The organism is Mucilaginibacter sp. 320_HR, assembly GCF_059691875.1.
The window spans coordinates 365,198-381,480 of sequence record NZ_JCAWAI010000001.1; the positions used below are offsets into that span (position 1 = coordinate 365,198).

Here is a 16,283-nt window from a genome sequence, read left to right on the forward strand (position 1 = left end):
GATGAGTTTATCCTCAGTAAGCATAAAACGCCCTGTACTGGCTACGGTAATGTCTGTCGTTATTGTAGTATTCGGTGTTATGGGTTATTCTTTTTTAGGTGTGAGGGATTTCCCATCCGTGGATCCGCCTATTATTTCTGTATCTACCAGTTACTCCGGAGCTAACGCAGATGTTATTGAATCGCAAATAACGGAGCCGCTGGAGAAAGCCATCAATGGCGTGCCTGGTATTCGTAATATATCCTCTACAAGCTCTGTAGGTTCGAGTAATATCACAGTTGAATTTAACCTGGATGCAGACTTAGAAACCGCAGCTAACGACGTGCGCGACAAAGTAAGCCAAGCACAGCGCCAGCTACCGCAGGATATTAATGCCCCGCCCGTAGTGACAAAAGCTGACGCCAGTGCCGACAATATTATTACGATGACGGTGAGCAGTAATAAGCGGAACATTATGCAAGTGAACGACTTTGCTGAGAACGTGCTGCAGGAAGGCTTGCAAACTATCCCTGGAGTAAGTGCCATTAACATTCAGGGGCAGCGGCAGTATGCAATGCGCCTGTGGATAGATCCTTCAAAGTTATCTGCCCTTGGTCTCACTGCAACAGACATAGGCGATGCCCTAAACCGCGAAAACGTGGAGTTGCCCGCAGGTAAACTGGAAGGAAATAATACTGAAATTACCATACGTGCGCTGGGAAAATTGACTACAGAAAAGGAATTTAATAACCTGATCATACGTGCAGATAGCAACCGGGTTATTCGCCTGAATGATGTTGGCTATGCTGTATTGGGTTCGGCAAATGAGGAAACTGCTTTAAAGGAATCGTTTGTTCCTATGGTAAGCCTTAACGTGGTGCCGCAACCCGGTGCTAACTACGTGCAAATAGCAAAAGACTTTTATGTGCGCCTTGCACAGATACAAAAAGACCTGCCGCCAGATATAAAGGTAAAAGTCGCGCTGGATAATACGCGCTTCATCAATAACTCTATAGAGGAAGTGAAGGAAACGCTAATAATATCCTTCGTGCTGGTGGTGATCATCATCTATTTATTCTTTAGGGACTGGCTTATCGCGTTCCGCCCGCTGATAGATATTCCGGTGTCATTGATCGGAGCGTTTTTCATCATGTACGTGTTTGGTTACTCCATTAACATTCTTACGTTGTTGGGTATAGTGCTAGCGACAGGTTTGGTGGTGGATGACGGTATTGTGGTAACAGAGAACATCTACAAAAAAGTAGAAGGAGGTATGCCCATACGCCAAGCCGCGTTTGCCGGATCAGCAGAAATATTCTTTGCGGTAATATCCACGTCCGTTACGCTTGCCGCGGTGTTCCTGCCAATTATGTTCCTGCAGGGTTTTACCGGCAGGTTGTTTCGCGAGTTTGCGGTTGTTGTAGCAGGATCGGTATTAATTTCAGCTTTCGTATCACTATCGTTAACGCCGATGCTGAACGTGAAGCTTATTCGTAAGGATCAAAAGAAATCAAAGTTTTACGAGAAAACTGAGCCGTTTTTCGAGAACATGACAAACTCTTACACCGAATCGCTTCAAAGATTCATGAAGAAACGTTGGGTGTCATTTGTTATTTTGGTTGGATCGCTCGCTATTACATGGATATTGTTTAAGGTTACCCCATCGGAGTTAGCTCCGCTGGACGATCGCAGTTTGTTGCGCTACTCTGTTACAGGATCCGAAGGCGCTACTTACGAGTTCATGACGCGCTATATGGATAAAGTTGCCCAATTGGTCGCAGACTCGGTACCTGAGGCGAACGTAAACCTCGAGATCGTGTCGCCATCCTTTGGCGGCGGTGGTTCGGCCAATTCAGGTTTTGGCCGTATTGGTTTGGTGCCACCTGACGAACGTACGCGAACGCAGCAGCAAATTGCTGATTTTATGAACCGTAAGTTGAAGCAAATGCCGGATGCACGTGCCATTGTGGTACAGGAGCAAACCATTAGCGGTGGTGGTAGTGGCGCGCGTACATCGTTGCCGGTACAATACGTTATCCAAAATCAGGATTTTGAAAAGCTGCGTAAGGTTTTGCCGGAGTTTTTTGCCGAGGTGGCCAAGAGCCCGGTGTTCTCCAGTTCAGACGTGAACCTTAAATTTACCAAGCCGGAATTGCGCGTGATAACCGATCGTGACCGTGCACGAGATTTAGGTGTAGCCGTGCAGGATATCGCCCAGACCCTGCAGCTATACTATAGTGGAGGCAGGCTGAGTTACTTTCTGATAAATGGTAAGCAGTACCAGGTAATAGCCCAGGTGGATCGCGCTAACCGTGATCAGCCGTTGGATCTTAAGTCTGTTTACGTGCGCAGCAGCAATGGTAGCCTTGTACAGCTGGACAATGTGGTGAAAATTCAGGAGAGCGCAACGCCACCGTCTATATATCACTTCAACAGGTTTAAGTCGGCCACAATACAGGCAGGACTGGCTCCCGGCAAAACAGTTGGTGATGGTATCGCCGAAATGGACCGGATATCAAAAAGCTTGCTTGATGATACCTTTAGCACCGAACTGAGCGGGCCTTCAAGGGACTACGCGGAGGGTTCGTCAAACATCGCCTTTGCATTTTTATTTGCATTATTGCTGATTTACCTCGTGCTTGCAGCACAGTTTGAGAGCTTTAAGGACCCTATTATTGTTATGCTTACCGTACCGCTGGCTATTGCAGGTGCTTTCATATCATTATGGCTGTTCGACCAAACCTTTAATATTTTCAGCCAGATAGGTGTAATTACCCTGGTAGGGCTAGTGACCAAGAACGGTATATTGATAGTGGAGTTTGCCAATCAGCGTATGGAAGCGGGACTTAATAAGTATGAAGCTGTGATTGAAGCGGCTACATCCCGCCTTCGCCCGATATTGATGACCAGTTTGGCTGTAGTACTGGGCTCGGTTCCTATTGCACTGGCCTTAGGCGCCGGTGCCAAGAGCCGTGTTTCGCTGGGTATTGTTATTATTGGCGGTATGCTGTTCTCGCTGGTGTTAACGCTGTACATTATACCAACCATGTACATGATCATTGCATCTAAAACCCGCATCAACCATGATGCAGAAACGCCTGAAGAGTCGGCGGTAACTCATCCTCAGCCTTTAATTATTGAAAAACATTAAGCCATGAACATCAGATACATTACCGGCTTAATTTTAGGATGCTTTTTATATATCAATGCATCTGCACAGGATGCCCCCTTACTCACTTTAAAGGATGCTATTGATACTGCTCTGAAAAACAACTATAACATTAAGCTGTCTCAAAACAATGCCACTATCGCGGGCAATAATGTTACCTTAGGTAATGCCGGTTTTTTACCGCTGGTAACAGGCGATTATGCCACCAACTACAGCCGGCAAACCGTTAAGCAAACTCGGTCTGACGGGACGGTGAATAACCTGCGGGCTAATAACAGTAACAGTAACTATGGGGTGAACCTTAACTGGACTATTTTTGATGGGTTTGCCATGTTTGCCAATTACGACCAGTTAAAGCAACTGGATCAGCTTGGCGATATACGACTGCGTGACACCATACAAAGCACAGTGGCCGGCGTTATAAATACCTACTACAACCTGATTAGCCAGAACGAACAAATTAAAGCCTTGCGCGGCGCGATAGAGATATCCCGTACGCAATTGCGGTACTCTAATGATAAGTTCCAGGTAGGGCGTGTATCGCGCCTTGACGTGTACAATGCCCAGGTAAACCTGAACACAGACACCGCCGCATTGATTTCACAGCTGCAGTCTTTCAGGCAAACTAAGGTGCAAATGAACCAGCTGCTGGTGCGCAACCTGCAAACTGATTTCTCTGTTGGTGATACCATAGTTGTAGACCGGGCGCTGGTATTGGGGGACATAATAGCGAAGGCTCAAACACAAAACCCTGCTATCTTGTCCTCGCAAATAAATAAGCGCCTGGCAGATATTAACCTAAGACAAGTACGCTCTGCCCGTTTTCCGGTGGTTGGTGTAACATCTGGTTATACGTTCGGCCGCAGTACCACACCGGCAGGCTTTACCCTGCAACAAAATACGCATGGGTTAAACTACGGCTTAACCGCATCTATCAATATTTTCGACGGGTTTAACCAATGGCGGCGGGAACGTAATGCCAAGCTCCAGATAGATAATGCTCAGTTGAGTTATAAACGGACTATGCTGGATGTTGAAGCGCAAATCAGTAACTTTTACGTTGCTTATTTATCAGGGCTTGACCTGATTAAAGTTGGCCAAAGTAATGTAGAGCTTTCGCGTAAAAACCTGCAAATAACACTGGATAAATACCGCCTAGGAAACATCACTCCGTTGGAAGTACGGGAAGCGCAGCGTAACTACCTCGATGCACAATCTACCTTCTTTAATGCCCAATATCAGGCAAAAATGGCGGAGGTTACTCTAAAGCAAATTACCAATAGCATAAATATTCAATAAAGTATTTATAATTGCTGTAAAAGATTATTTTTGGAGAATGCAGATCCGCTATAAAACTTGCCTGCTTGTTGACGATAACTATATCGACAACTTTGTTACGCGCAAAATTTTAGAAAGCGGCAATTTTGCAGAGGAGATCATTGTGCAGCAATCACCTCAGGATGCGCTTGAATCATTAAGGGACGGTTCGGTGAAACCGGATGTTATTTTTCTGGATATCAGGATGCCTACTATGAGTGGCTTCGAGTTTTTAGAAGCGTATGATGCCATGAATCTGGAGAACAGTGACAAAGTGAAAATCTTTATGCTTTCTTCATCGCTGGATCCTACCGATATTGCAAACTCCGGTAAAAGCAGGCATGTAGCACGATTTATTCATAAACCCCTTACTTACGAAGTACTGGAAGAACTTAATACATGATTTTAGTTGCAGACAGTGGATCTTCCAAAACAGACTGGCTGCTTTCTGTTCCTGACGGGCCGCCAAAAGCATTCAGATCTGTAGGATTAAACCCCTATTTCCTCACCGAAAAAGAGATCACCAAAGTTTTACAAGATCAAATCCCGGACCTTATTGCGCTAGCTTCACAGGTAGAAGAGATATACTTTTTTGGCGCGGGTTGCTCCAGCCCCGATAGACACGAGATCATCTCCAACGCGTTGAGTGTCTATTTTACCCAGTCTTACATTAGTGTGGATAGTGACCTCCTTGCATCTGCTTTTGCAACCTGTGGGCACGAGAAGGGCTTCTGCTGTATTTTAGGTACAGGGTCTAATATATCTTTCTTTGATGGTGAGGACATTCACGATGGTAAACATGGCTTAGGCTATGTACTTGGCGATGAAGGTGCCGGTACAATGATTGGCAAAACCCTTGTTACTGATTTCCTTTATGGCAATATGCCGGGCGATATCCATACCCTATTTAACAAAGAATATCACCTAGATAAGGAGATTGTAATAAAGAACGTTTATCAGAAGCCGGCGGCAAATTCCTGGTTAGCGTCTTTTTCAAAGTTCATGTACGGCATCAGGCAAACCCGATATGCACAAGACTTGCTCAGGACTATATTTCAGGACTTTGTTGATAGTAACATCAAATCCTACTCGCAGTACAACAAATTTAAATGCCACTTTGTGGGCTCCATAGCCTTTGTATTTGCCGATGAGTTAAAGCAGGTGTGTGATGAAAATGGTGTTCACGTGGGTAAGATCATCCGCCAGCCTATAAACGATCTGCTGGAGTTTATGCTCAAGAGGAATGCTTCTTAAACAGGTGAACAATACCTTAAAGCGCTTACAGAAACAAATAATACTATTTTCGCCACCTGATAACCAGGAACGCTATACCCATAAGTGCTAGTATGGTGCCTAATTTGGGGAGGTAATCGCCATACTCCACATAAAATGTAATGTCAGAATTTAGGTTGATGTCTTGCTTCAAAGCGGATCTTACCCACCAACTGCTGTGCTTTACTACATCTCCGCGCTGATTGATAAATGCTGAAATACCTGTGTTAGCTGATCGGCATACCCAGCGCCTTGTCTCTATCGCCCGGAGTTTCGCATAGTCCATATGCTGGTCTTTACCGGATGTGTTCTCCCACCAACCGTCGTTGGTGATGATAGCTATAAATTGCGCGCCGCTTTTAACCGACTTAGCAACCCATTCGCCCCATATCGATTCATAACAGATTACCGGTGCAGAGCCAATCCCGCTTTGAGAGTAAAATACACCCGGTTCAGCTTGCATGGTATAGTTGCCTGTAGCGCCGCCCAAATGTGCAAATACCGGCTTAAGAAAGAACAACGCGTTTTGGAAAGGCAACGACTCGGCACCCGGCACCAATCTCGATTTATGATAAAATTGTACTTTTTGAGAGTTTTCTATGTTGATAGCTGTACTGTAATTATCCCAAAAACCACCGTCTGGCATAGGGCTCGCAGTTTCGTTAACGAGCTTGTCGTATACGCGGTAGGTCTCGCCGCCAGTAATAACATTCCCGTTTTTATACTTATTAAGGAATTGTCTTACCTGCAGGTAATGGTTGCTGTTGAGAATACGGTCTTCATCAATGTATTCAGATATAGCAGTTTCGGGCCAGATGAAAAATTCAGTATTTGGCTGTGCGACGGAGTCGCTTAAATGCGTAAGCTCTTCTATCTGCTTTGTTGCCGGTATGTCTTGTTTTAAATAGGGGTCTATGTTGGGTTGCACAACAACCACGTTAGATGGATTTACCTGTTCCTCGTAACTATAGTAGCGATACAATGATATACCCAGTGGCAGTAAAAAAGCCAGCGCAGCTGCAATTGCCGGCTTTACCCAGGTTTGTTTCTGTTGTGACTGTTTGAATTTTAGATAAGCTAGGAAAGCCAGGATGTTAACCGCCCACACCCATATAGTGCCGCCGTATACGCCAGTAAACTCATACCACTGCACCCATTGGTGCGATACGGCAAAGCCGTTGCCCAGCGTCATCCACGGGAAGTTAAGATCCCAGCTTTGGTGTAGATATTCGTAGCCTATCCAAAAACATACCAGCCCTATAAGTCCAATGATCCTATTTGTTCTAAGCCGTAGGCGATAATATAACCAACATGCGGTTGACATCAGCAAAGGTCCGAGTGCATAGGGGATAAGAGAGATTGGAATTGCAATAACAGCACCAACAATTTTTAAAGAATTGTACACCCAGTAAATACAAAGAACATTCCAGATGAAGAAACCTATAAAGGTCTTGTTAAATATCTGCTTGCCTTTTTTAGGTGAATCAGAATTGATTATACCTTCCATAACAATCAGCATTGGCACAAGGCCAATAAATAGTAGGATGGTGGTATACGGAGTTGGCGGCCAGGCCAGCCAAAGCAATAAACCCGATATAACTGGCAGGATAGTATTTCTTTTCATTAAACTTCTTTGTTATCTGTACTCCCAAATTTCTCTTTGTTGAATTCGGCAGTTTTACCACGGGCGATTGTAAGCGATGTCCACGCTTCTGCTTTCAGCATCTTAGCAATAAAAACAATCTGACCAACATGGTATGGATAATGGGCTAGTTGACGGTTAATGGCGTCTGTTATGGTGTGTCTTTCGTTTCTGATATAAATATCAGTTTGCCAGTTATCTTGGTTGATGGTATCCAGCGCGTTAAACAGGCATTGCCAGCCTTCATTCCATTTAGTTAGTAGTTCGGCTTTGTCTCTGATGTCGTTGTCAAACTCCGCTTCGCGTTCCCGCCAGGGCTTTTCTCCGTCGCTGGTCAGAAAGTCGGTCCATCGCGATAGCATATTTCCCCAAAGATGTTTTACAATTGTCGCTATGCTGTTGCTTTCTTCATTTGGTTTCCAAAACAGCTCGTCATCTGTCAGCTGATCCATTGTCCGTTCACCAACAGATTTATAGTACTCAAACTGTTTACGTACGCTTTGCAGGTAGCCATCCATATTAGTACGACATTAGTCTTCGTCTTTGTACTTATTTTTAGCGGGCTTTTCCGGCGCACCTGCCACACACATTACAAACTCTCCCTTGAGGGGGTGCGTTTCGAAATAAGTTTTAACTTCTGTAACCGTACCTCGGACAGTTTCCTCAAACATTTTGGTAAGCTCGCGGGATACAGAGATTTGTCTTTCTGGGCCGAACCATGTGATCATCTCTTCCAATGTTTTTAATAAACGGTGAGGCGATTCGTAAAGTATGATGGTACGCTCCTCTTCAGCAAGGAATTTATAGCGTGTTTGCCGACCCTTTTTTAGCGGGAGAAATCCTTCGAAACAAAATTTGTCAGTAGGAAAGCCGGAGTTTACCAGTGCGGGCACAAAGGCAGTGGCGCCGGGTAAACATTCCACGGGAATATCGTACTTTAATGCTTCACGGACAAGGTAAAAGCCAGGGTCTGATATAGCAGGGGTACCTGCGTCGGATATTAACGCTACTTTCTGCCCCTCCAACAAAAACTTTACGATTTGCCCCGATGATTGGTGCTCGTTATGTTGATGGTGCGAGAAAACCTTCTGCTGTATTCCAAAATGCTTTAGCATTGGTGCAGAAGTACGGGTATCCTCAGCCAATATCAGGTCGGCTTCCTTAAGCACTCGAATGGCCCGGAAGGTCATGTCTTCGAGGTTGCCTATTGGGGTGGGTACTAAAAAGAGTTTACCGCTCATTAGTTTGCAGGTGTCGGTTAGCTTTTACTGGTAATGTTTAAGTTCCTGAAAGAAAACTGCAAACTGCTACTGTAAACCGCCAACTGTTATATCTTTGCCTTTTTAAAATTCAAATAATGCTGCAAGTTAGTTATATCCGTGATAACAGGGAACAGGTTCTGGAACGTTTAGCTGTAAAAAATTTCAAACAGCTGGATCTGGTAGATGAAGTGATAGCGCTGGATGAGAAACGCCGGTCGGCTCAAAACCAGCTGGACACCGTATCATCACAGGCTAACACCGCCGCCAAGCAAATTGGCGAACTGATGCGCGCTGGCAAAAAAGAGGAAGCCGAAGCCATTAAAGCTAATACCAGCAGGTGGAAAGAAGAAAGCAAACAGTTGGCTGAGCAACTAAGTGCGGTAGAGCAGGAGCTACAGGATAAGTTGGTAATATTACCTAACCTTCCGCATTCATCTGTGCCGAAGGGCTTAACACCTGAGGATAACGAAGTAGTGCTGGAGAACGGCAACAAACCCGAACTACCCGCAGGTGCCTTACCACATTGGGAACTCGCAGCCAAATACAACCTCATAGATTTTGAGCTAGGTGTGAAAATTACTGGTGCCGGTTTTCCTGTTTATAAGAACAAGGGCGCCAAACTGCAGCGTGCGCTGATAAACTTTTTTATAGACGAAGCAGAAAAGGCCGGCTATAGTGAAGTGAGCGTGCCGTTGATGGTGAATGAAGCATCTGGTTTTGGCACCAGCCAACTGCCTGATAAAGAAGGGCAGATGTACTTTGTAGGACTAGATAACTTATACCTGATACCAACCGCCGAGGTGCCTATTACCAACATGTACCGTGATGTGATTCTGAAAGGTGAGGAGCTGCCATTGAGGAACTGTGGCCACACGCCATGTTTCCGCAGGGAGGCTGGTTCTTACGGTGCTCATGTACGCGGACTGAACAGGCTGCACCAGTTTGATAAAGTAGAGATTGTACAGGTAGTGCATCCCGACAGATCTTACGAGGCTATAGAAGAAATGAGCGCGCATGTGCAGGGCTTGTTGCAAAAGCTTGGCCTCCCTTACCGTGTGCTGCGCCTTTGCGGTGGCGATATGGGCTTTGGAAGCGCGCTTACGTATGATATGGAGACCTGGAGTGCCGCACAACAGCGTTGGCTTGAGGTTTCATCCGTGTCCAACTTTGAGACCTTCCAGGCGAACCGGTTAAAGCTGCGTTTCCGCAATGCAGAGGGTAAGACGCAACTGGCGCACACCCTTAACGGTAGTGCACTTGCATTACCGCGGATAGTAGCCACTTTACTGGAGAACAACCAAACCGAAAACGGCATTAAAATACCCGATGTATTGGTGCCTTATACCCGTTTTGAGTTTATCGATTAATTGACCCTGGTGTTCAAAAGTGTTCAGCTTTTTTTGTGTTGACGCTAAAAAAGCTGAATTTGAACACTTGTGCAATCAGGCAATAAAAGTGCGTTAAACGCACCAAATTGGCTGTTTTTGACACAATGCACTTGCATGATTCTTTAAAAACCACACCAAAAAAGCAGGCTATTTTAAAGTTTATTTGCAAGTAATAGGATAAAATACAGGTGTAAAAGGGCGATGAAATAGCCCTAAGTTTTCCAAAAAAAAGAAGAGGCTGCTCCTTAACGGGCAGCCTCTTCTTTTTATCGTATGCCAGGTGTTAAGCTTTCTTAACTTCCGGTGTTTTCTTTTTGCGTAACTCGGTGAATGCTGCACCACCAAGGGCCAGCACCATCAGGATAGAGCCTGCCATTGAGATACCTTCGCCGGTGTAGTAAGATGCCGGGTGAAAATCAAACACCACTTTATGGTTACCTACCGGGATGGTTGCCGCACGCAGCAGGTAGTCCGCCCGGTAGTAAGGTTGTTCAACACCGTCAACAAACATCTTCCATCCCTTATTGTAGTAAATTTCCGAAAATACGGCTACCTGGTTAGCTGCAGAACTGGTTTGATAAACCAAATGCTGCGGGTTGTAGCTTACCAGTTTGATGGTAGCGTTAGGGTCGGCAGATAGTGGCTTAGCTTCTACAACGCTTTTGTATTGCTTGTCTATCATCGCCTCGTCTTTAGGTGCAAAGCTGCTTATCGCTTTCATCTCTTCATCGGCGTTCTCAACATATTTTACGCTTTTTACAAACCACGCGTGCCCGCAAGCGGTTGAATTTGCCTGCATGCTGGCGGTGCCTGTCTTAGGGTCTGTAGTGATGATGTATTTGGTATTCAGCATATCCAGTACATCCTGGTTTATGCTTTTGGTGAACTGGTTATCAATCAACTCTTCGTAACGCTTTAGCCTGGCTGCAGAATAGCCGCTTACGCTCTTGTGGAAGAAGGGATTGAACAGGTCATATTTCATGGCTGCGCTGTTGTCATACACGCGGAAATCCGGATCGGTATCCTTCATTATAAAGTTGTCTACCTCGCGTGGTTGTACAGCTTGCGCTGCTTCTACCTTGTCCTGGAAACTAGCGTCCTTAAGGTAACGCTTATCTACCTGCCATAGGTCAACCAATATCACTACCAGGAACGCTACCGACATTACAGTGGCGTTTATCTTTTGCTTTACAAATGCCCAAAGCAAACCGAAAGCAACGAGTATTAACACAAGGGAACGTATCGCGTCGGCTCGTTCCAGGTTCGTGCGGTCTTTAACCAGCGCGTTTGAGAAAGCGTTTGCGGTAGCGCTATCGCCTTTCATGGCCTGAGTTAAGGCATTTACCCCATCCACCTGGTCAAAAGCCCTAAAGCTGAGCAGAACCGTAGGTACAGCTACTAATATTAAGGTTAGGCCACCAACAATGTACAGGGTGATCTTTAATTTTTTAAACAGGTCGGCTTTGTCCGGATTGTCAATAAATTCTTTAACGGCTAACAGCGCGAGTATTGGGAAACAAAGCCCGGTAACCGCAAGTATGGATTCTACCGCACGGAACTTATTGTATAACGGTACATAGTTAAAGAAGATATCTGAAAGGAACGGAAAGTTACCCCCAAATGAAAGCAGCATAGTGAGTACTACCGTAGCCAACAACCACCATTTTAAGCGGCTGCGCACCGCAATAAGCCCCAGCACGAACAAAAAGCAGATAACCGCGCCAAAATAATACGGGCCAAACGTAGAAGGGCGTTTTGGACCCCAGTACATAGACATGCCCGGAAAGTTAGATATTTGCCCGGCAATGTTAACGGCTTGCTCTACAGGTGCACTTTTATCTGTAAATACTTTAACTACTTCGGAGTTAGAATCCAGGGTTTCTGTACCTGAACCACCGCCGGCGGCATTCGGTACCAAAAACGTAACCGACTCGGCAACGCCCTGGCTATACTGATAAGCGTAGTCCCTGTCCAAGCCTTCATTTGGCTCTTTATCACTTGCCTTCAGGTTAGATTTACCGCGGATGGTTTCGGTACCGTAATCGGCAGTGCTCCACAATAAAGAAGCGTTTACCGATACTGCTAAGATGGTGGATATTGCCAGCAAACCAATTGCCTTAAAGAACGGTGCGGTAGCTTTGGCCTTTACCGCATGGTAAAGCTCGATCCCTACTAAAATAAAGATAGCCAGCATCAGGTAATACGTCATCTGCACGTGGTTGGCACGTATCTCCATAGCCAGGAAGAATGCCGTTAAAGCAGCACCTGTTATGTAATTACCCCTTAACGTTAACAGGATGCTTGCCAGTAAAGGTGCAAACAGCGCTATGGCAAAGGCCTGGTTGGAGTGCCCCGCAACCAGCAATATCATGTTGTACGACGAGAAGGTGAACGCAACAGCTCCCGCAGCAGCCAGCCAGGGGTTCATTTTTAGTACGTTAAGTAAAAAGTAGGTGCCCAGCAGCAAAATAAGTACAGTATCAACCGGGTTAGGGAAGGTTGCTTTTACTGCGCTTACTACGTGCGTGGTAATATTGTTGGGGTATGGCGCCCATATCTGGAAGGTGGGCATACCGCCAAAGATCTGGTTAGTCCACAATATGGTGGTATCCTTTGCGCGGTAATCGTTAATTTCTTTTTGGGTGGATTGTGCACCAAGCACATCGCTTTGTCCTAATGTTTTGCCCTGGAATGCGGGTGTAAGGAAGAAGAAGCAAATCGCCAGGAAAATGCCGGTAACAGCCAAATGTATGCCGTTACGTTTGAACCAGTTATTCATTTAAATTATTTAAAGGGACAGTTTATTAATCCTCAAAAATAGGAAATTGAACGACAATAGGAACGATAACTTTAAAGCGGATTTAATTAACAGTTATGCGGCTGCCGGCTCATGAAGTAAAAAGTTACGATCATGCCAATAATGCTGGCCGAGTAGATAATGATGTTGAGCCGGTTGTGCTCGTCGGGGTTGCGGCGTATGGTGTAGAGGTTGTAAAAGGCAAGTACGGCTAAAGCAGCCCAAAAAAAGTTGTTCACTTTATCGCAAGCGGCAAAAAACTGTATCAATAACGCAAACACGATACAGTTGGTCAATATAAGCAGCACCAGCGGAGGGGTGTTGTTATGGTTACGGCGCCGTTTGTATAAATTTTCGGGAAGCATTGTTATTTTATTTCCTCGTAATCTACAAACTCACCTTCGTTATCGGGCACCTTGCCTTTATTTACACCCTCGGGTATATGGTCTATTTGCACCTTGCCTTCGGGGCGTTTGTACTGTTGATAATTTTGCTGACCGCGCGCCTGCTCCTGAGCCTTGTTCACTACGCTTTGGAAAAGCATAGGTATAAATATACGGGCAAGGCTGCGCAGGATGTACAGCACACAAATTGATATAATTAAGAACCTGATGAGAAGCATTTGGTTAAAATTAGCTTACAAATATAAGTACTATAACGTAAGTTTTGTTTGCTTATGATGTTAGCCCCACCTGATGATAAATGGATGACTATAAATTATCGTCGTTTATGCCTGCAAAAACCGTTTCAAGGTCCAGCTCAAAGCCAGGTAAAACAGGCGTTGTAATAATGTCGCCGATGGTCATGAGCTTAGATGGTTGGAATTTACCGTCAGCCATAACATATTTAAAAAAGGTTTTATCCTGAGGTGAAACAATCCAATACTCCAGCACGCCCGATTCTTCGTAAACTTCGTACTTGTTACGCAACTCCTTTTGGTTGTTTCCGGGAGAAAGTATTTCTACAACAATATCCGGCGCCCCTGTGCATCCTCGTTTGTCGAGCTTTGTCATGTCGCATATTACACATATGTCAGGCTGTACTACTGTGTATATCTTCTCATTTGCGCTGACAGTGGTACGCGGCAGCCGTACATCAAAAGGAGCCGTATAAACTTTGCAGGGCTTACCCTTTAAAAAGTTATAAAGAGCGTTTGACACAACAGCAGAAATATCCTGATGATAGAGATTGGGCGCTGGCGTCATCTTAAAGATTTTACCTTTAATAAGTTCCAGCCGCTCTTCAAAGGTCCAATGAAGGTAATCGGCGTAGCTGTACGTTTTATTAAGGTCAAGATCTGAGAACTGCATAATTCAAATTTACATAATCCTATTTAACACAAGGCATTTATGAAAACTTCTCTTCCATCATTTTTTCCAACGCAAACATTTCATCGCGCAGTTTAGCAGCAAGTAAAAAGTCCATGTTCTTGGCAGCAGCAAGCATATCCTTACGGGTATTATCAATAGATTTTTTCAGGTCGGCCTTGGTCATGTACTGTACAATAGGGTCGGCCGCGAGGGTAGCAACCTCATTTTCAACATAAGCCTGTTGTACACCACCTTTAAAGTCGACCACGGAAGTTTGCTCCATAATCTCCTCTTTAGATTTACCCACCGTTTTTGGCACAATGCCGTGCTCTTCGTTGTACTTTATCTGCAGTTCACGGCGGCGGTTGGTCTCCGTCATCGTTATTTCCATAGAGTCAGTTATCGTATCGGCATACATGATCACCCTGCCACGGTCGTTACGCGCAGCACGGCCAATGGTTTGTATAAGCGAACGTTCTGATCGTAAGAAACCCTCTTTATCAGCATCCAAAATGGCAACTAACGAAACTTCAGGCAGGTCAAGGCCTTCCCTTAGCAGGTTTATACCTATAAGCACGTCAAATTCACCTAAACGAAGGCCGCGTAGTATCTCCACACGTTGTAATGTTTTTACTTCCGAGTGAATGTACCGGCATTTTATTCCAAGGCGGTCCATGTACTTGGCAAGTTCTTCGGCCATACGTTTGGTTAGGGTGGTTACCAGTACACGGTCGCCCATCTTAATGGTTTTATCAACCTCATCCAGCAGGTCGTCCACCTGGTTAATCACCGGGCGTACATCTATCAGCGGGTCCAGCAACCCGGTAGGGCGTATTACCTGCTCTACCACAACACCGCCCGATTTTTCTAATTCAAAATCAGCCGGTGTGGCGCTTACGTAGATAGTTTGCGGCGCAAGACGTTCAAACTCCTGAAAGTTTAAGGGCCTGTTATCCATAGCCGCAGGCAAACGGAACCCATAATCAACAAGCGAGATCTTCCGGGACCTGTCACCACCGTACATTGCCCTTATCTGAGGTACGGTAACATGGCTTTCGTCAATCACCATCAGGTAATCATCAGGGAAATAATCCAGCAGGCAGAAGGGGCGCATGCCCGGCAGGCGGCCATCAAAAAAGCGCGAATAGTTTTCTATACCGCTGCAATAGCCCAGCTCTCGTATCATTTCCAGGTCGTAGTTGACCCTTTCTTCTAACCGCTTGGCTTCGAGGAAGCGCTGGTCGTCTATGAACTGTTTTTTACGTGCTTCCAATTCCTCCTGAATAGCCCAGATAGATTGCTGAAAACGTTCGCGCGGTGCAACATACAGGTTGGCGGGGTAAACCACCATGTGCGTCATCTTCTCGATGGTCTTGCCGGAGGAAATATCGAACGCGCTCAGTTCTTCTATATCGTCACCAAAGAAAGTAACGCGGTAAGCATGGTCCATATACGGCGGGAATATATCTACCGTATCACCTTTTACCCGGAACGTGCCGCGTTTGAAGTCGGCTGTGGTACGGGCGTACAGGATCTCTACGAGGCGGTGCAGGAAAGCATTGCGGCTGATGCGTGTGCCTACAGCAAACTTAAATACCGATGCCGCGAAATCTTCCGGGTTACCCATACCATAGATGCAGGATATGGACGATACCACAATAATATCGCGCCGGCCGCTCATGAGGGCCGAGGTAGTACGAAGCCGAAGCTTCTCTATTTCCTCGTTTATCTGGAGGTCTTTTTCTATATAGGTATTTGACGAAGGGATAAAGGCCTCCGGCTGATAATAGTCGTAATAAGAAACAAAGTAGTTTACGGCATTGTCCGGAAAGAACTGCTTGAACTCGCCGTAAAGCTGTGCCGCAAGGGTTTTATTGTGGCTGAGGATAAGCGTTGGCTTTTGCGTTTGCTCAATAACGTTAGCTATGGTGAACGTTTTGCCCGATCCGGTTACACCTAAAAGTGTTTGGAACGGGTCGCCGTTTTGTACACCTTCTACAAGCTGGCGTATGGCATTCGGCTGATCGCCTGTGGGTTTATATTGAGAAGTTATCTTAAAATCCATTAGTACAAAGTTAACAATAAGCAGCTTGCGATTACGGGTTTGTAACCGATTTTGACTTTGCCATGTTTGGCAAGCAAAGCAA

General features: G+C 45.5%; 13 protein-coding genes. 5 read left to right on the forward strand and 8 right to left on the reverse strand.

Annotated elements, in window-relative coordinates; all coding sequences use genetic code 11:
• The first annotated feature begins 1 nt into the window (after position 1).
• Genes AC59GT_RS01575 through AC59GT_RS01590 form a run of 4 tightly spaced genes read left to right on the forward strand, consistent with a single transcriptional unit; the run spans position 2 to position 5,719 of the window.
• Positions 2 to 3,130 (forward strand): efflux RND transporter permease subunit, encoded by a 3,129-nt coding sequence (locus AC59GT_RS01575; protein WP_497236008.1) that lies wholly within the window; start codon positions 2 to 4, stop codon positions 3,128 to 3,130.
• A gap of 3 nt (positions 3,131 to 3,133) precedes the next feature.
• A complete protein-coding gene (locus tag AC59GT_RS01580; RefSeq protein WP_497236009.1) occupies positions 3,134 to 4,447 on the forward strand; it encodes a TolC family protein in 1,314 nt (437 codons plus the stop codon).
• Between the two features lie 37 nt (positions 4,448 to 4,484).
• The gene (locus tag AC59GT_RS01585) at positions 4,485 to 4,868 is read left to right on the forward strand and encodes a response regulator (RefSeq protein ID WP_497236010.1); all 384 of its coding nucleotides are present in this window, start codon (positions 4,485 to 4,487) and stop codon (positions 4,866 to 4,868) included.
• Positions 4,865 to 5,719 (forward strand): N-acetylglucosamine kinase, encoded by an 855-nt coding sequence (locus tag AC59GT_RS01590; protein WP_497236011.1) that lies wholly within the window; start codon positions 4,865 to 4,867, stop codon positions 5,717 to 5,719. The genes AC59GT_RS01585 and AC59GT_RS01590 overlap by 4 nt, the downstream gene beginning before the upstream one ends.
• Before the next feature lie 43 nt (positions 5,720 to 5,762).
• Here AC59GT_RS01590 and lnt read toward each other — a convergent pair whose 3' ends face one another.
• The 3 genes from lnt to rsmI are packed head-to-tail and all read right to left on the reverse strand — an operon-like array spanning position 5,763 to position 8,620.
• Positions 5,763 to 7,361, reverse strand: a complete 1,599-nt coding sequence (lnt, locus tag AC59GT_RS01595; protein WP_497236012.1) for an apolipoprotein N-acyltransferase — start codon at positions 7,359 to 7,361, stop codon at positions 5,763 to 5,765.
• The gene (locus AC59GT_RS01600; RefSeq protein WP_497236013.1) at positions 7,361 to 7,897 is read right to left on the reverse strand and encodes a DUF1572 family protein; all 537 of its coding nucleotides are present in this window, start codon (positions 7,895 to 7,897) and stop codon (positions 7,361 to 7,363) included. The genes lnt and AC59GT_RS01600 overlap by 1 nt, the downstream gene beginning before the upstream one ends.
• A 12-nt stretch (positions 7,898 to 7,909) precedes the next feature.
• Entirely contained in the window at positions 7,910 to 8,620 is a 711-nt protein-coding gene (gene rsmI, locus AC59GT_RS01605) for a 16S rRNA (cytidine(1402)-2'-O)-methyltransferase (protein WP_497236014.1), read from the reverse strand.
• A 116-nt stretch (positions 8,621 to 8,736) separates the two neighbouring features.
• Between rsmI and serS the strand changes: the two genes are divergently transcribed.
• Positions 8,737 to 10,008 (forward strand): serine--tRNA ligase, encoded by a 1,272-nt coding sequence (gene serS, locus AC59GT_RS01610; RefSeq protein ID WP_497236015.1) that lies wholly within the window; start codon positions 8,737 to 8,739, stop codon positions 10,006 to 10,008.
• A 304-nt stretch (positions 10,009 to 10,312) separates the two neighbouring features.
• On the opposite strand, the gene AC59GT_RS01615 is transcribed toward serS, so the two are convergent.
• From AC59GT_RS01615 to uvrB, 5 genes are all read right to left on the reverse strand, one after another.
• Positions 10,313 to 12,808, reverse strand: coding sequence for a YfhO family protein (locus AC59GT_RS01615; protein ID WP_497236016.1), 2,496 nt, complete (start codon positions 12,806 to 12,808; stop codon positions 10,313 to 10,315).
• An 86-nt stretch (positions 12,809 to 12,894) separates the two neighbouring features.
• On the reverse strand, positions 12,895 to 13,191 hold the full coding sequence (locus AC59GT_RS01620; RefSeq protein ID WP_117384626.1) for a hypothetical protein: 297 nt from the start codon (positions 13,189 to 13,191) through the stop codon (positions 12,895 to 12,897).
• A gap of 2 nt (positions 13,192 to 13,193) precedes the next feature.
• The gene (locus AC59GT_RS01625; RefSeq protein WP_117384625.1) at positions 13,194 to 13,448 is read right to left on the reverse strand and encodes a DUF4834 family protein; all 255 of its coding nucleotides are present in this window, start codon (positions 13,446 to 13,448) and stop codon (positions 13,194 to 13,196) included.
• 88 nt (positions 13,449 to 13,536) lie between these two features.
• The gene (locus tag AC59GT_RS01630; protein WP_497236017.1) at positions 13,537 to 14,136 is read right to left on the reverse strand and encodes a Uma2 family endonuclease; all 600 of its coding nucleotides are present in this window, start codon (positions 14,134 to 14,136) and stop codon (positions 13,537 to 13,539) included.
• Between the two features lie 37 nt (positions 14,137 to 14,173).
• On the reverse strand, positions 14,174 to 16,201 hold the full coding sequence (gene uvrB / locus AC59GT_RS01635; RefSeq protein ID WP_497236018.1) for an excinuclease ABC subunit UvrB: 2,028 nt from the start codon (positions 16,199 to 16,201) through the stop codon (positions 14,174 to 14,176).
• Positions 16,202 to 16,283 lie beyond the last annotated feature (82 nt).

What these genes read in the sequence shown, in the direction of transcription:
- AC59GT_RS01575 (WP_497236008.1), top strand. Translation starts at nt 2, where the DNA reads ATGAGTTTATCCTCAGTAAGCATAAAACGCCCTGTACTGGCTACGGTA.
- AC59GT_RS01580 (WP_497236009.1), top strand. Translation starts at nt 3,134, where the DNA reads ATGAACATCAGATACATTACCGGCTTAATTTTAGGATGCTTTTTATAT.
- AC59GT_RS01585 (WP_497236010.1), top strand. Translation starts at nt 4,485, where the DNA reads ATGCAGATCCGCTATAAAACTTGCCTGCTTGTTGACGATAACTATATC.
- AC59GT_RS01590 (WP_497236011.1), top strand. Translation starts at nt 4,865, where the DNA reads ATGATTTTAGTTGCAGACAGTGGATCTTCCAAAACAGACTGGCTGCTT.
- lnt (WP_497236012.1), bottom strand. Translation starts at nt 7,361, where the DNA reads ATGAAAAGAAATACTATCCTGCCAGTTATATCGGGTTTATTGCTTTGG.
- AC59GT_RS01600 (WP_497236013.1), bottom strand. Translation starts at nt 7,897, where the DNA reads ATGGATGGCTACCTGCAAAGCGTACGTAAACAGTTTGAGTACTATAAA.
- rsmI (WP_497236014.1), bottom strand. Translation starts at nt 8,620, where the DNA reads ATGAGCGGTAAACTCTTTTTAGTACCCACCCCAATAGGCAACCTCGAA.
- serS (WP_497236015.1), top strand. Translation starts at nt 8,737, where the DNA reads ATGCTGCAAGTTAGTTATATCCGTGATAACAGGGAACAGGTTCTGGAA.
- AC59GT_RS01615 (WP_497236016.1), bottom strand. Translation starts at nt 12,808, where the DNA reads ATGAATAACTGGTTCAAACGTAACGGCATACATTTGGCTGTTACCGGC.
- AC59GT_RS01620 (WP_117384626.1), bottom strand. Translation starts at nt 13,191, where the DNA reads ATGCTTCCCGAAAATTTATACAAACGGCGCCGTAACCATAACAACACC.
- AC59GT_RS01625 (WP_117384625.1), bottom strand. Translation starts at nt 13,448, where the DNA reads ATGCTTCTCATCAGGTTCTTAATTATATCAATTTGTGTGCTGTACATC.
- AC59GT_RS01630 (WP_497236017.1), bottom strand. Translation starts at nt 14,136, where the DNA reads ATGCAGTTCTCAGATCTTGACCTTAATAAAACGTACAGCTACGCCGAT.
- uvrB (WP_497236018.1), bottom strand. Translation starts at nt 16,201, where the DNA reads ATGGATTTTAAGATAACTTCTCAATATAAACCCACAGGCGATCAGCCG.